Here is a 15581-nt window from a genome sequence, read left to right on the forward strand (position 1 = left end):
GTACTGCCGCTGCCGCGGCGAGTAGCGCCCTACGCAAGTATCTGAATTTAAATGAAAAAGTAGGGCGTACTCACCGAAGGTAGTACGCCATCGGCGTCAGCTGGTTAGTTTCAATGGTCTGACCAATTCTGCATCCTTAGAAACCTGAAACGTATTTAGAGCTTAAACTCTAGTTATTTCACGCCAAACCGCCGTCAGACTGTCAGGTCGAATTTACTTCAACTACGCTTTCTGTTACCTTATGGCTCGTTGATGTAAATTGGTCTTACCAATTTACAATAAAAACAAAAATACCCAAAGCAAATATAAAAAGACAAACATAATAAAACACCCCGGACTGTCATACGCTCTTAAGCTCGCAGCCACCGGTGGGAACCAGGATGAATACGCTGAAAATAAAACCTGCCAAATTGTCAGACCGTATTGTCGAGCAGCTGGAACATATGCTGCTGGAAGGCACTTTTGCGCCTGGGCAGAAATTGCCGACTGAGCGTGAATTAGCCGAACAGTTTGATGTTTCCAGGCCCAGTCTGCGTGAAGCGCTGCAGAAAATGGAAGCCAAAGGTCTGGTCAGCCGCAAACAAGGTGGTGGCACTTATGTCTGTGACAATCTGGTTGGCGGTCTCACTGATCCGCTGTTTGAACTGATCGGCCGCCATCCTGAATCGCAATTTGATTTACTGGAATTCCGCCATGCCTTAGAGGGCATTTGCGCCTATTACGCTGCGCTGCGTGGCACCAGTACCGATTTCGCTCAAATTAAACAACGGTATGACGAAATTTGTACCGCGCAACAACTGAAAGATTTAGAAGCTGAAGCCAAAGCAGTTGGCCAGCTTTATTTAGCGGTGGCTGCAGCATCTCACAATGTGGTGTTGCTCCATCTGGTACGCGGTTTAACGCCGCTGGTAGAGCAGAATATTCAACTGAACCTGGAAATTCTGCGGCAAAAAGACGGGATCGTGGGCCAGCTGAATGCACATCGGCAGCGTCTCATGGAAGCAGTGATCAACGGTGAGCCGGAGCAAGCCCGGCAAGCCAGCAACAGCCATCTGGCCTTTATTGAAGAGGCTTTGCTGGAAGCTGATCGGGAACGCTCACGCCTTGCACGCTCGCTGCGTCGGTCACAAACCACCTGAGCAGCGTACTTACTTTTAATGAAACAGACCCTGCTGCTGGCAGGCTCGGAATATAGGAAACTTTGATATGTCTGAAGTCAGTCAAATTGACATCGACGCGCTCGAAACCAAAGAATGGTTAGAAGCCCTTGAATCTGTGGTGCGTACCGAAGGTGTTGAACGCGCGCAGTTTCTGTTAGAGCAGGTACTGGAGCAAGCACGCCTTGAAGGTGTGGCCATGCCAACCGGGATCACCACCAACTATATCAATACTATTCCGCCACAGCAGGAACCGGCTTATCCGGGTGATGTGAATCTGGAAAAACGCATCCGTTCGATCATTCGCTGGAATGCCATTATGATCGTGCTGCGCGCTTCGAAAAAAGAACTGGATTTGGGCGGCCATATGGCGTCTTACCAGTCTTCAGCGGCATTTTATGAAACTTGTTTTAACCATTTCTTCCGCGCACCAAACGAAAAAGACGGCGGCGATTTAGTTTATTACCAAGGCCATATTTCTCCGGGTATTTACGCCCGTGCTTTTGTGGAAGGCCGCTTAACTGCTGATCAGCTCGACAACTTCCGTCAGGAAGTCGGTGGCGAAGGTTTATCTTCATATCCCCATCCAAAACTGATGCCGGAATTCTGGCAATTCCCAACAGTGTCAATGGGTTTAGGCCCGATCACTTCTATCTATCAGGCACGTTTCCTGAAGTATTTAGATGGTCGTGGCATGAAAGACACCAGCCAACAGCGCGTGTACGCGTTCTTGGGTGATGGCGAGATGGATGAGCCGGAAAGCCGTGGTTCGTTATCTTTTGCTGCCCGTGAAAAGCTGGATAACCTGTGTTTCCTGGTCAACTGCAACCTGCAGCGCCTGGACGGCCCGGTGATGGGCAACGGCAAAATCATCCAGGAGCTGGAAGGTTTATTCCGTGGCGCTGGCTGGAACGTAATTAAAGTGGTGTGGGGCAGTGGCTGGGATAAATTACTGGCCAAAGACACCACCGGCAAACTGTTAGAGCTGATGAACGAAACCGTTGACGGTGATTATCAGACTTACAAAGCCAAAGATGGCGCTTATGTCCGTCAGCATTTCTTCGGACGTTACCCGGAAACGGCAGCCTTAGTTGCTGATATGACCGACGAAGAGATTTTCGCGTTAAAACGTGGTGGTCACGAACCTTCAAAACTGTACGCAGCCTTTAAAGCGGCGCAGGAAACCAAAGGTCGTCCGACTGTTATTCTGGCCAAAACCATCAAAGGTTATGGCATGGGTGAAGCCGCTGAAGGCAAAAACATCGCTCACCAGGTGAAAAAAATGGACATGACGCACGTGCTGCAAATTCGCAAGCGTCTGAACCTGGAAGATTATTTAAGCGAAGAAGACGTGCAGTCGCTGCCGTACCTGACGCTGCCGGAAGGTTCGCCAGAGCACAAATATCTACATGACCGCCGTGCAGCATTAAGTGGTTACACGCCGGTGCGTTTGCCGAATTTCACTAAGCCGCTGACGTTGCCAGAATTACCTGCATTTGAAGGTTTACTGGAAGAGCAGAAACGCGAAATTTCGACCACCATGGCTTTTGTGCGTGGCTTGAATATCCTGCTGAAAGATGAAAATATCGGCAAGCAAATTGTGCCAATTATTGCCGACGAAGCCCGTACCTTTGGTATGGAAGGTTTGTTCCGGCAGATTGGTATTTATAACCCGCGTGGTCAGACTTACACGCCGGAAGACCGCGCCATTGTTTCTTATTACAAAGAAGAAACTTCAGGCCAGGTCTTGCAGGAAGGCATTAACGAACTGGGTGCAATGGCATCCTGGGTGGCGGCGGCAACGTCTTACAGCACCAACGATCTGCCGATGATCCCGTTCTACATTTACTACTCGATGTTCGGTTTCCAGCGTGTTGGCGATATGGCCTGGCTGGCAGGCGATCAACAAGCCCGTGGTTTCCTGCTTGGCGCAACGGCTGGACGCACCACCTTAAACGGCGAAGGTTTACAGCACGAAGATGGCCACAGCCATATTCTGGCCGGCACTGTGCCGAACTGTATTTCTTACGATCCAACCTATGCCTATGAACTGGCCGTGATTATTCAGGACGGTATTCGCCGGATGTACGGCCAGGCGCAGGAAAACGTCTACTACTACATCACCGTGATGAACGAAAACTATCATCACCCGGCGATGCCTGTGGGCGCTGAAGAAGGCATTCGTCGTGGTATTTATAAGCTGGAAACCTTGTCTGGCAACAAAGCCAAGGTGCAGCTGTTAGGCTCTGGCACCATTCTGAATGAAGTTCGCCGCGCCGCGGAAATCCTCAGTGAAGAATATGGTGTGGCGTCCGATGTGTTCTCGGTGACGTCTTTCAACGAGTTGGCGCGTGATGGTCAGGATTGTGAACGTCACAATATGCTGCACCCGAACGATGCGGAAAAAGTACCGTATATCGCGACCGTACTGGGTAAAGCGCCGGTTATTGCCGCAACAGACTACATCAAAAACTACGCCGATCAGGTGCGGGCTTTTGTGCCTTCTGTTTCGTACAAAGTATTGGGTACCGATGGTTTTGGCCGTTCTGACAGCCGCGAGAACCTGCGTCGTCACTTCGAAGTGAACGCTGGTTATATCGTACTGGCATCCTTACGTGAACTGGCCAAACAAGGTGAAATCGACAAGCTGCTGGTCAGCGACGCCATCGTGCGTTTTGGCATTGATACCAACAAGCTGAACCCGCTGTTCGCCTAAGAGGATTTGCAATGAGCATTGAAATTTTTGTACCAGATATTGGTGCCGATGAAGTCGAAGTGACCGAAGTGCTGGTGAAAGCCGGTGATACAGTCGCGGTTGACCAGTCATTATTAAGTGTCGAAGGTGACAAAGCCGCGATGGAAGTACCAGCGCCGCAAGCCGGTGTGGTGAAAGAAGTGCGCGTGAAAGCCGGTGATAAAGTCAAAACCGGTTCGCTGATTATGGTGTTTGAAGGTGCAGCGGCTGTTGCTGCAGCGCCTGTCGCAGCGCCAGTTGCTGCGCCTGCACCTGCACCGGCTGCGGCTCCAGTCGCTCCGGCAGCCGTTGCCTCAGCAGTGGCCACGCTGCAAGACGTCACAGTGCCGGATATCGGCGGTGACGCTGTTGAAGTTACTGAAATTATGGTGAAAGTGGGTGATGTGGTCAAAGCCGATCAATCCCTGCTGAACGTCGAAGGCGACAAAGCCGCAATGGAAGTACCAGCACCTTTTGCCGGGACAGTTGCTGAAATTAAAGTCAAAGTTGGCGATAAAGTGTCGACGGGCTCGTTAGTGTTTGTGTTCTCTACTGGCGCTGCTGCGCCGGTAACAGCCGCACCAGCACCAGCTCAAGCAGCTCCAGTTGCCGCCGCTGCACCAGCAGCTCCAGCTGTAACAACCGCCGCACCAGCGCCTTCAGCAGCCCCTGCAGCCAGCACCGGTTTTGTTGAAAACCAGGCCTATGCCCATGCCTCGCCAGTGGTCCGCCGCTTAGCGCGTGAGTTTGGTGTTGATTTATCTAAAGTGACCGGCTCTGCTCGCAAAGGTCGGGTCCAACGCGAAGACGTGCAAAATTATGTGAAAAACATTATTGCGCAAGTGGCGTCAGGTAAAGGTCAAGTCACCGGCAGCGGCAATAGCGTTGGTTTTGATTTGATCCCATGGCCAAAAGTGGATTTCAGTAAATTTGGTGCGGTGGAAGAAAAAGCCCTGTCGCGAATTCAGAAGCTGTCAGGCAACAACCTGCACCGCAACTGGGTCCGTATTCCACATGTGACCCAATTTGATGAAGCCGATATCACCGGCCTCGAGGATTTCCGCAAAGAGCAAAACACGCTGGCGGAGAAGAAAAAACTCGGCGTCAAATACACCCCGCTGGTGTTTATCATGAAAGCGGTGGCCAAAGCGTTGGAAGAATTCCCAACCTTTAACAGCTCGCTTTCAGAAGATGGCGCTAGCCTCATCCTGAAGAAATACGTGCACTTAGGCATTGCGGTGGATACACCGAATGGACTGGTGGTGCCGGTGGTTCGCGATGTTAACAAGAAGGGCATCATCGAACTGTCGCGTGAATTGCAGGATATTTCGGTGAAAGCCCGCGAAGGCAAACTGACGGCTGCAGATATGCAAGGCGGTTGTTTCACCATTTCCAGCTTAGGCGGTATTGGCGGCACGGCATTCACGCCAATCGTCAACGCGCCGGAAGTGGCAATTTTGGGTGTGTCTAAATCTGACATCAAGCCAAAATGGAATGGTAAAGAGTTTGAGCCGCGACTGATGGTGCCGTTGTCAGTGTCCTACGATCACCGCGTGATCGATGGCGCTTTAGCGGCGCGCTTTACTGCGACGCTGGCTTCATATTTAGCGGATATCCGTCAAATCATTATGTGATTTGACGGTGTTTTATCGCCCTTGGCCTGATCTGATGTTGTGGAGACTGAAAAGTTACGCGACTTCTTTCAGGCAGGGTGATAAAATTCCGCCACTTTATTTCCAGGCCGCCTGCGCAAACAAGCGGTTATCTCTGAAAAGATAAAAAGGTAAAACGATGAGCAACGAAATCAAAACTCAAGTTGTGGTCCTGGGCGCAGGCCCTGGTGGTTATTCTGCAGCCTTCCGCGCCGCTGACTTAGGTCTGGAAGTGACTTTAGTTGAAGCACGCAGCACACTTGGTGGTGTTTGTTTAAACGTCGGTTGTATCCCTTCAAAAGCTTTATTACATGTCGCCAAAGTCATCGATGATGCCCGCGACATGGCTTCTCACGGTGTGACTTTTGGTGCACCACAAATTGATTTAGACAAAATCCGTGCCTGGAAAGACAAAGTTGTTGGTCAGCTGACCAACGGCTTAGCCGGCATGTCAAAAATGCGCAAAGTAAAAGTTGTGACTGGTTACGGTAAATTCACTGGCCCAAATACTTTGGTTGCCGGCGACACCACCATCACTTTTGAACACGCCATTATCGCTGCTGGCTCTGAGCCAGTGGCACTGCCATTTATTCCAAAAGATGACCCACGTGTCATCGATTCAACCGGCGCACTGGAACTCAAAGATATTCCAGGTGAAATGCTGGTGTTAGGTGGCGGTATTATCGGTCTGGAAATGGGTACTGTGTACCGTGCGCTGGGCTCAAAAGTGTCTGTGGTTGAATTTGCTGATCAGCTGGTTCCGGCTGCTGACGCTGATTTGGTGAAGGTTTACACCAAATACAACAAAGACAACTTCAACATCATGTTATCTACCAAAGTGACGGCCGTTGAAGCCAAAGCTGATGGTCTGTACGTGACGTTTGAAGGTAAAAATGCCCCGGCCGCCCCAGTGCGTTTTGACAAAATTTTGGTTGCTGTGGGTCGTCGTCCAAATGGCGCGCTGTTAGATGCAGTAAAAGCTGGTGTGAACGTCGATGAACGTGGTTTTATCAATGTTGATAAACAACTGCGCACCAACGTTGGCCACATTTACGCCATCGGTGACGTGATTGGTCAGCCAATGCTGGCGCACAAAGCGGTGCACGAAGGCCATGTAGCTGCTGAAGTCATTTCTGGCATGAAACACTTCTTCGACCCACGCTGCATTCCTTCTGTTGCTTATACCGATCCAGAAATGGCTTGGGTAGGGATCACTGAAAAAGAAGCCAAAGAGAAAGGCGTTGCGGTTGAAACTGCAACTTTCCCATGGGCAGCTTCTGGTCGTGCTATCGCTTCAGCCCGCACTGAAGGCTTCACTAAGCTGATTTTCGACAAAGAAACCCACCGCATTCTAGGTGGCGCTATTGTTGGTATCAACGCCGGTGAAATGCTGGGCGAAATCTGCTTAGCAGTTGAAATGGGTGCTGACGCTGAAGATATCGCGCTGACCATTCATGCTCACCCAACGCTGAATGAGTCTATTGGTTTAGCTGCAGAAATGTACGAAGGTTCAATTACGGATCTGCCAAATCCAAAAGCGAAAAAGAAATAAGCTTTTGGTTTAGCTTATTTTTATATCCAGACAAAGGCCGCATTGCGGCCTTTGTTGTTTTAACTGTTGCTGAAATCAATCCGATAATTCCCGCCCGCTCCTTTGAAGGTTGTTTTTGCAGTAACCACTGAGCGCTACGGTGCAAATTCCCTCTTTGTCAGCAGAGTGTCATATTTCGTTACATCTTGTGTAAAGTGCCGGTTGTAACCTTGTAGTTGATGCGCGTACTATAGAACCGGTAAAACTACTTTATTTTTCCCCTCCATTCAGGAATAACTCAAATGAAAAAAATTACCCTGCTGGCGGCTAGCGTCGCTTTCGCACTTGGTCTGGTGGGCTGTGATAAAGCGCCAACAGCGCCGGAAACAACCAAGCCAGAAACTCAAGCCACCGCAGCTCCAGTCGCTGCCCCTGTTGCTGCATTGTTGTCAGGCGTCGACAAAGAAAACTTCGACCCGGCAGTCAAGCACAGCGAAAACTTCTTTTATAGCGTCAACGGCACCTGGTTGAGCAAAACCGAAATCCCAGCGGATAAGTCAAACTACGGCTCATTCACTAAATTAGCCGATGATGCCCAGGTTGCGCTGCGCACCATTATCGAAACTGCCGCAGCGAAACCAAACAAAACACCAGGCACGGACGAGCAAAAACTCGGTGATTTCTACACCAGTTATATGAACGAAGCGGGCATCGAAGCTTTAGGCAAAACGCCAATCGAAGCCGATTTAGCAGCCATCGCAGCTATCGCTGATGCGAACCAATTAGCCAGTGCTTTTGCCCAGTTCCAACACATGGGCGCAGCCATTCCACTGGGCTGGTACGTCAACAACGACGAGAAAAACTCCACGCAATACGCGGTGTATTTAGGTCAGTCAGGTCTGGGGTTACCGGATCGCGATTATTACCTGAAAGATGACGAAAAATTCAAAACCATCCGCGCTTCCTATCTGGCTTATATCAAAGATATGCTGACGCTGTCTGGCGTCGCTGATGCAGAAAAAGCGGCTGAACGTATTCTGGCGCTGGAAACCAAACTGGCTGGCGCGCAGTGGTCACGTGTTGAAAACCGCGATGCCGACAAAACTTATAACAAGTTCGCTAAAGCCGATTTAGCCAAAACGCTGGGTGGTTTCCCGTGGGAAACATTCGCTAAAGCTGCCAAGTTGGATGCTGTGAATGACATCATCGTGCAGCAACCAAGCTATATGGAAGCTTTTGGCAAGATTTACGCTGAGACTGACTTACAAAGCTGGAAAGATTACCTGGCGCTGCGGTTAGTTTCTGAATTTTCAGGCAAATTAAGCAAAGCCTTTGTTGATCGTCAGTTTGATTTTTACGGCAAAGTTTTATCCGGCACTTTAGAGCAACAACCACGCTGGAAAAAAGCCGTCAATGCTTCTGATGAAGTGTTAGGTGAAGTGGCCGGTAAGCTCTACGTGGCAGAACACTTTAAGCCAGAAGCCAAAGCGCGGATGGAAGTGCTGGTGAAAAACCTGATCCAGGCCTACCACGACAGTATCGACACGTTGGAATGGATGACGCCGGAAACGAAAAAAGCTGCGCATGAAAAACTGAACAAGTTCACGCCAAAAATCGGTTATCCGGATAAATGGAAAGATTACAGCAACCTGAGCATCAAAGCTGATGATTTGGTGGGTAACTACAAAGCAGCGACGGCCTTTGGTTATAGCGAAATGCTAAACAAACTGGGCAAGCCAATTGACCGCTCTGAGTGGTTTATGACACCACAAACCGTCAATGCTTATTACAATCCAACCAACAACGAAATCGTGTTCCCGGCTGCCATTTTGCAACCACCGTTCTTTAATATGGATGCGGACGATGCGGTGAACTACGGTGGTATTGGTGCGGTGATTGGTCACGAACTGGGCCATGGTTTTGACGATCAGGGCGCCAAGTACGACGGTGATGGTAACCTGCGTAACTGGTGGACGGATGCTGACAAAGCTGAGTTCGAAAAACGTGGCAAACAGCTGGTTGCGCAGTACGCCAAGTACGAACCGCTACCAGGCGCACACGTGAACGGTGAGCTGACGTTAGGCGAAAACATCGGTGACTTAGGTGGCCTGACGGTGGCACTGCGTGCTTATAAACTGTCGCTAGATGGTAAAGCGGCCGCTGTTATCGACGGTTTCACGGGCGAGCAACGCTTCTTTATCAGCTGGTCACAAGTTTGGCGTCGGAAATACCGCGAAGAAGAACTGCGTAACCGTCTGATGACCGACTCGCATTCACCAAGCGAATACCGCGCTATTGGTATCGTGTCGAATATTCCGGAATTTTACACGGCGTTTGACGTGAAAGAAGGCGATAAAATGTATATTGCGCCGGAAAACCGCGTCAAAATCTGGTAATTGCTGATCTGATTATTTGATTGAAAAAGGCCGCATTGCGGCCTTTTTGACGTCTAAATGCGCCTGAATTTAGCGGTAAGTTGCTTTCCATATCCGAAACTGTGTTTTAAACGCTACCACCATTCAGCAAACTTATACCCACTATAAGCCCGTCTGCTTATACTTGCATGTCAATTCAGGCGTTTTTTTCTTATAATCCAGCCTGTTTAGATTCGATTGAAAACCGCTGTGATACAGGTTGCAGTGGACCAACCAGAGGATACAACTGTGCTTCAACAATACCGTGAACATGTGGCCGAACGCGCCGCTCTTGGCATTCCTCCACTGCCATTAAACGCTCAGCAAGTAGCGTCATTAACCGAATTATTAAAAAATCCACCAGCTGGCGAAGGCGCATTCCTGGTCGATTTATTAGAAAACCGCATTCCACCAGGTGTGGATGAAGCCGCTTATGTCAAAGCTGGTTTTTTAACTGCTGTCGCCAAAGGCGAAGTGCAAAGCCCATTAGTGACGCCAGAGCGCGCCACTGAACTGTTAGGCACCATGTTCGGCGGTTACAACATTCAGCCGATGATTGATTTGTTAGACAGCTCGAAATTAGGTGCTTTAGCGGCCAAAGGTTTGTCACACACCTTATTGATGTTTGATTCTTTCCACGATGTGAAAGAAAAAGCTGATGCTGGCAATGCGCATGCTCAAGTAGTGATGCAAAGCTGGGCTGATGCCGAGTGGTTTACCAGCAAGCCTGCTATCCCAGAAAAAATCACCGTCACGGTATTTAAAGTGACCGGCGAAACCAATACCGACGATTTATCACCAGCACCAGATGCCTGGTCACGCCCGGATATCCCGCTGCACGCTTTAGCCATGCTGAAAAACGTCCGTGATGGTATCGAGCCGGATGCTCCAGGTTCAAAAGGCCCAGTCAAACAAATTGAAGCATTGATCGCCAAAGGTTTCCCACTGGCTTATGTCGGTGATGTGGTTGGTACCGGTTCTTCACGTAAGTCTGCCACCAACTCAGTGCTGTGGTTTATGGGCGAAGACATGCCATTTGTGCCGAACAAACGCACTGGCGGTGTTTGTTTAGGGAGCAAAATCGCGCCGATTTTCTTCAATACCATGGAAGATTCGGGTTCACTGCCAATCGAGCTTGACGTCAACAGCATGGCGATGGGCGATGTGATCGATATTTTCCCGCATCAGGGTGTGGTGAAACGCCATGGCACTGATGAAGTTATTTCTACTTTTGAACTGCGTTCAAACGTGTTGTTAGACGAAGTGCGTGCTGGTGGCCGGATTCCGCTGATTATCGGTCGTGGTTTAACCGATAAAGCCCGTGAAGCCATGGGTCTGCCGCACTCAACCGTGTTTGAACGTCCAGCGGTGACTGTAGTTACCAACAAAGGTTTCACCCTGGCGCAAAAGCTGGTTGGTACTGCATGTGGCGTGAAAGGTATTCGCCCTGGCCAATACTGTGAACCTAAAATGACCACTGTCGGCTCACAAGACACCACAGGCCCAATGACCCGTGATGAGCTCAAAGACTTAGCTTGTTTAGGTTTCTCCGCCGATTTAGTGATGCAGTCGTTCTGTCACACGGCTGCTTATCCAAAACCAGTCGACGTCAACACGCACCACACGCTGCCAGATTTCATCATGAACCGTGGTGGTATTTCACTGCGTCCGGGTGATGGTGTTATTCACAGCTGGTTGAACCGCATGTTATTGCCAGATACCGTTGGTACTGGCGGTGACTCGCACACCCGTTTCCCGCTGGGTATTTCGTTCCCGGCTGGCTCTGGTTTAGTCGCTTTCGCTGCTGCTACTGGCGTCATGCCATTAGATATGCCGGAATCGGTACTGGTGCGCTTTAAAGGTGAAATGCAGCCTGGCATCACGCTGCGTGATTTAGTCCACGCCATTCCATACTATGCAATCCAGCAAGGTTTGCTGACAGTGGAGAAAAAAGGCAAGGTCAACATTTTCTCTGGCCGCGTGCTGGAAATTGAAGGTCTGGAGCAGTTAACTGCCGAACAAGCCTTTGAATTGTCTGATGCTTCTGCTGAGCGTTCTGCTGCCGGTTGTACTATCACATTGTCTGAAGCTTCAGTACGTGAGTACCTGGAATCGAACATCGTGATGCTGAAGTGGATGATTGCCGAAGGTTATGGCGATCGTCGTACTATTGAGCGTCGGATCAACGCGATGGATGCCTGGCTGGCCAATCCAAAACTGGAACGTGCCGATGCTGACGCTGAATACGCAGCTGTGATTGAAATCGATCTGGCAGACATCAAAGAGCCAATCCTGTGTGCACCAAATGACCCGGATGACGCGCGTTTGCTGTCCTCAGTGCAGGGCGACAAGATTGATGAAGTGTTCATCGGTTCTTGTATGACCAACATCGGCCACTTCCGCGCTGCTGGTAAATTGCTGGACAAGTTCAAAGGTCAGATCCCAACCCGTCTGTGGATCGCTCCACCGACCAAAATGGATAAAGACCAGCTGACTGAAGAAGGTTATTACGGCATTTTCGGCCGTGTTGGTGCGCGGATTGAGATCCCAGGCTGTTCACTCTGTATGGGTAACCAGGCGCGTGTTGGCGACAATACTACGGTGGTATCGACTTCAACCCGTAACTTCCCGAACCGGTTAGGGCAGGGCGCCAATGTCTATCTGGCATCTGCGGAATTAGCGGCGGTGTCTTCAATCATCGGCCGTCTGCCAACAGTTGCAGAGTATCTGGATTACGCCAAGCAGATTGAAACCACAGCAGCGGATACCTACCGTTACCTGAATTTCCATCAGATGGCGCAGTACACACAAATCGCTTCCAACGTGATTGTGCAGCAAGCTGTTTAAGTCATAACATATTGTTGTTCAAAGAAAAGGGCCCGTTCGCGGGCCCTTTGTTATTGTTTCTAAAAACTTTTTACAGCTTAAAACTTGACCCAGCGGAGTACCCGGATGGAATTTGATTTTATCTATTTACCAGACAGCCGGATTTATCAGCTGCAGTTGCCGATGGAGCAACATGCGCTGCAGCGGTTTTTGCTGGACGAATTTGAGCGCAAAGCCTCGTCATATCAGGCGCTGTGTGATGATTTGCAACAACTGGGCCCTTACAGCGAATATCAATTTGACGGTCGCGAATACATCCTGAAAGTCGAACGTCAGGAAGTGCTGGTGTACCACTACAGCGTCGGTCAGTTTGATGAACGTGATGCCGATCTCGACCCGGAACTCACCACCGACGATGCCAGCTTGACCGCTGAATGTGGGCTGGAAGATTTGATTCATCTGCTGACCCAGTGGCAGCAATTTTTACCCAACTGATCCTGCCAACTCGCTTCGAACTGCACCCCAGCTGGGAAATAACGCACCGTCTTGGTGCGTTTTTTTTGACCAATCGTTGTCTCTATTAGTTAAGTTATTGATTAATTTATGTTTTACAACATGGCACAAGGTTTTCTTATCTATTTGGCAACTGCAACAAGTTAGCGGCCTGGTTTGCGCCCGGTCCAAGCCTAAAAAGGATAAAAACTATGAAATTGGTATGTGCCATTATCAAGCCGTTTAAGCTTGACGATGTCCGCGAAGCGATTGCGGACATCGGCATTGAAGGCCTGACCGTCACTGAAGTCAAAGGCTTCGGTCGGCAAAAAGGTCACACCGAACTTTACCGTGGGGCGGAATATCAGGTCGACTTTCTGCCGAAAGTGAAGTTGGAAATCGCCACGCTGGACGAAAATGTCGAACGTTTGTTGCAAGCCATTACCAAGGCTGCACATACCGGTCGGATCGGTGACGGTAAAATCTTTGTTTACGATCTGGAGCAAGTGATCCGGATCCGTACTGGTGAAATGGACTCAGAAGCCATCTAGGAGAAGTTTATGCAAGAACAAATTTTCCATTTACAGTATGCCATGGACACCTTCTATTTTTTGGTGTGTGGCGCTTTAGTGATGTGGATGGCTGCTGGTTTCGCCATGCTGGAAGGCGGTCTGGTTCGCTCTAAAAATACCACCGAAATTCTGACTAAAAACTTTGCGTTGTACGCCATTGCCTGTCTGATGTATCTGGTCTGTGGATATCAGTTTATGTACGGCGGCGGTTTCTTTTTAACCGGTATCGAAGCCATTGATGTTGATGCAACCTTAGCCGGTTTTGCTGAACGCGAAAACGGTTTTACCGGTAAAGCGATTTACTCGAAAGCCTCTGATTTCTTCTTCCAGGTGGTGTTTGTCGCCACGGCGATGTCGATTGTTTCGGGTGCTGTTGCCGAGCGGATGAAACTCTGGGCTTTCTTTGCCTTTGCGGTGGTAATGACTGGTTTTATCTATCCGATGGAAGGTTCATGGACCTGGGGCGGCCAGGCGGTGTTTGGTTTGTACACCTTAGCGGATTTTGGCTTCTCTGACTTTGCCGGCTCAGGCATTGTGCATCTGGCGGGCGGCGCTGCAGCGTTGGCAGGCGTGCTGTTGTTAGGCGCTCGTAAAGGTAAATATGGTAAAGACGGCAAAGCACATGCTTTCCCAGGCGCAAATATGCCAATGGCTACCTTAGGCACCTTGATTCTGTGGTTGGGCTGGTTCGGTTTTAACGGTGGCTCCATGTTAAAGCTAGGTGATATCGGTAATGCGCATGGCGTGGCGATGGTCTTCGTGAACACCAACATGGCTGCAGTGGGTGGCGCTTTAGCAGCACTTTGCATGTCGATGCTGTTGTTCCGTAAAGCCGATTTAACCATGGTATTAAACGGTGCATTAGCAGGTCTGGTCGCTATCACGGCTGAACCTTCAACACCAACGCCATTGTTAGCGACTGTATTTGGTGCTGTGGGTGGTGTGTTGGTGGTGTGTTCAATCATCGGCCTGGATAAACTGAAAATTGACGACCCGGTTGGTGCCATTTCTGTACACGGTGTGGTGGGTTTGTTTGGCTTAATGATTGTCCCTGTGACTAAAGAATCAGCTTCGTTCACCGGTCAATTAGTGGGTGCGGCAACGATTTTCTTCTGGGTATTTGCCACCAGTCTGCTGGTTTGGTATGTGCTGAAGTTAGTTGTTGGGATCCGTGTGACGGAGCAGGAAGAATATGATGGTGTAGACCGTTCAGAATGTGGCATCGAAGCCTATCCTGAGTTTGTTGCATCGTCGAAGTAAGCAGTCTGGCAGGTTCGGTGGGGATCTGTCGGGAGCGGTTTGCAGAGTTAACAGCTAGCCCTAGAGGTTAACCCTGCAAACAAACTTGACCCACTAAGTCGTCTATCCTTGTCCTTTGTCTTTTATCAGACAGCCCCGTTGGTAAATACTAACGGGGTTTTTTATTTGGTTCAGCTCGTGTATTGAACTATTGCTCGTTCAAACGCTGCTTCTGCTCATTATTTGGACGCCCCTAATGTAGCAGTACATTTATTCGGCGAAAAGAGCAAAAATGCATAAGTGAAAATCTTTCATCCGTCTGCCGTCATCTGTCATTCAATTGCAATAGCCTTCTGCTAACGGTTGCGCGCTAAGTTATTTTTGGTGAATTGGTGAATTGGTGAATTGGTGAATTGGTGAATTGGTGAATTGGTGAATTGGTGAATTGGTGAATTGGTGAATTGGTGAGGTGAATGGTGGCTTGGTGTAAAAGGTGAAGCACCACAAAAAGGAAAGCCGCACTAAAAAGTGCGGCTACCATTAAAACTTTTACAATATCCGTATTGTCACCCTTGCGGGCCTTTCGTCCCTGCTCCTTGCGGAGTCGATCGCGCTGTGAAGGTTTTAACATCCATGCTACGTAAAACACTGCCACCACAGAGTCAAACGAAAGCTCGTCCTGAGCTGTCCACTGTCCCTATTGAAATCATCCTGATTTCAAAGCTCGTCCTGAGCAGTCCTACATCCTTGCTGAAATCATCCAGATTTCAAAGCTCGTCCTGAGCTGTCCTACATCCTTGCTGAAATCATCCTGATTTCAAAACTCGTCCTGAGCTGTCCTACGTCCTTGCTGAAATCGTCCTGATTTCAAAGCTCGTCCTGAGCTGTCTTACATCCTTGCTGAAATCGTCCTGATTTCAAAGCTCGTCCAGAGCTGTCTTACATCCTTGTTGAAATCGTCCTG

At 49.5% G+C, this 15581-nt stretch carries 9 protein-coding genes; all 9 read left to right on the forward strand.

The annotated features are described in order from the left end of the window. Nucleotides 1-380: 380 nt before the first annotated feature. The 9 genes from pdhR to EOE67_RS16450 all read left to right on the forward strand — a co-directional run bounded on the left by pdhR (nucleotide 381) and on the right by EOE67_RS16450 (nucleotide 14638). Nucleotides 381-1139 (forward strand): pyruvate dehydrogenase complex transcriptional repressor PdhR, encoded by a 759-nt coding sequence (gene pdhR, locus EOE67_RS16410; protein WP_127700423.1) that lies wholly within the window; start codon nucleotides 381-383, stop codon nucleotides 1137-1139. Nucleotides 1140-1206: 67 nt separating this feature from the next. Then, a complete protein-coding gene (gene aceE / locus EOE67_RS16415; protein WP_127700424.1) occupies nucleotides 1207-3873 on the forward strand; it encodes a pyruvate dehydrogenase (acetyl-transferring), homodimeric type in 2667 nt (888 codons plus the stop codon). Nucleotides 3874-3884: 11 nt separating this feature from the next. Then, on the forward strand, nucleotides 3885-5525 hold the full coding sequence (gene aceF, locus EOE67_RS16420; RefSeq protein ID WP_127700425.1) for a pyruvate dehydrogenase complex dihydrolipoyllysine-residue acetyltransferase: 1641 nt from the start codon (nucleotides 3885-3887) through the stop codon (nucleotides 5523-5525). A 157-nt stretch (nucleotides 5526-5682) separates the two neighbouring features. Then, a complete protein-coding gene (gene lpdA, locus EOE67_RS16425; protein ID WP_127700426.1) occupies nucleotides 5683-7095 on the forward strand; it encodes a dihydrolipoyl dehydrogenase in 1413 nt (470 codons plus the stop codon). Nucleotides 7096-7376: 281 nt separating this feature from the next. Then, on the forward strand, nucleotides 7377-9470 hold the full coding sequence (locus EOE67_RS16430) for a M13 family metallopeptidase (protein WP_127700427.1): 2094 nt from the start codon (nucleotides 7377-7379) through the stop codon (nucleotides 9468-9470). Between the two features lie 267 nt (nucleotides 9471-9737). Continuing rightward, nucleotides 9738-12335 carry a bifunctional aconitate hydratase 2/2-methylisocitrate dehydratase gene (gene acnB, locus EOE67_RS16435; RefSeq protein ID WP_127700428.1) on the forward strand — a complete coding sequence of 866 codons (2598 nt, stop codon included), beginning with the start codon at nucleotides 9738-9740 and terminating at the stop codon, nucleotides 12333-12335. A gap of 105 nt (nucleotides 12336-12440) precedes the next feature. Continuing rightward, a complete protein-coding gene (locus tag EOE67_RS16440) occupies nucleotides 12441-12809 on the forward strand; it encodes a YacL family protein (RefSeq protein WP_127700429.1) in 369 nt (122 codons plus the stop codon). Nucleotides 12810-13018: 209 nt separating this feature from the next. Continuing rightward, on the forward strand, nucleotides 13019-13357 hold the full coding sequence (locus EOE67_RS16445) for a P-II family nitrogen regulator (protein WP_068062037.1): 339 nt from the start codon (nucleotides 13019-13021) through the stop codon (nucleotides 13355-13357). A gap of 9 nt (nucleotides 13358-13366) precedes the next feature. Continuing rightward, nucleotides 13367-14638 carry an ammonium transporter gene (locus EOE67_RS16450; protein WP_127700430.1) on the forward strand — a complete coding sequence of 424 codons (1272 nt, stop codon included), beginning with the start codon at nucleotides 13367-13369 and terminating at the stop codon, nucleotides 14636-14638. The last annotated feature ends 943 nt before the right edge of the window (nucleotides 14639-15581 follow it).

The sequence above is a fragment of the Rheinheimera riviphila genome, from assembly GCF_004005945.1.
Lineage (GTDB): Bacteria > Pseudomonadota > Gammaproteobacteria > Enterobacterales > Alteromonadaceae > Pararheinheimera > Pararheinheimera riviphila.

Coding starts and splice junctions, on each gene's coding strand:
- pdhR (WP_127700423.1), top strand. CDS start 381: ATGAATACGCTGAAAATAAAACCTGCCAAATTGTCAGACCGTATTGTC.
- aceE (WP_127700424.1), top strand. CDS start 1,207: ATGTCTGAAGTCAGTCAAATTGACATCGACGCGCTCGAAACCAAAGAA.
- aceF (WP_127700425.1), top strand. CDS start 3,885: ATGAGCATTGAAATTTTTGTACCAGATATTGGTGCCGATGAAGTCGAA.
- lpdA (WP_127700426.1), top strand. CDS start 5,683: ATGAGCAACGAAATCAAAACTCAAGTTGTGGTCCTGGGCGCAGGCCCT.
- EOE67_RS16430 (WP_127700427.1), top strand. CDS start 7,377: ATGAAAAAAATTACCCTGCTGGCGGCTAGCGTCGCTTTCGCACTTGGT.
- EOE67_RS16440 (WP_127700429.1), top strand. CDS start 12,441: ATGGAATTTGATTTTATCTATTTACCAGACAGCCGGATTTATCAGCTG.
- EOE67_RS16445 (WP_068062037.1), top strand. CDS start 13,019: ATGAAATTGGTATGTGCCATTATCAAGCCGTTTAAGCTTGACGATGTC.
- EOE67_RS16450 (WP_127700430.1), top strand. CDS start 13,367: ATGCAAGAACAAATTTTCCATTTACAGTATGCCATGGACACCTTCTAT.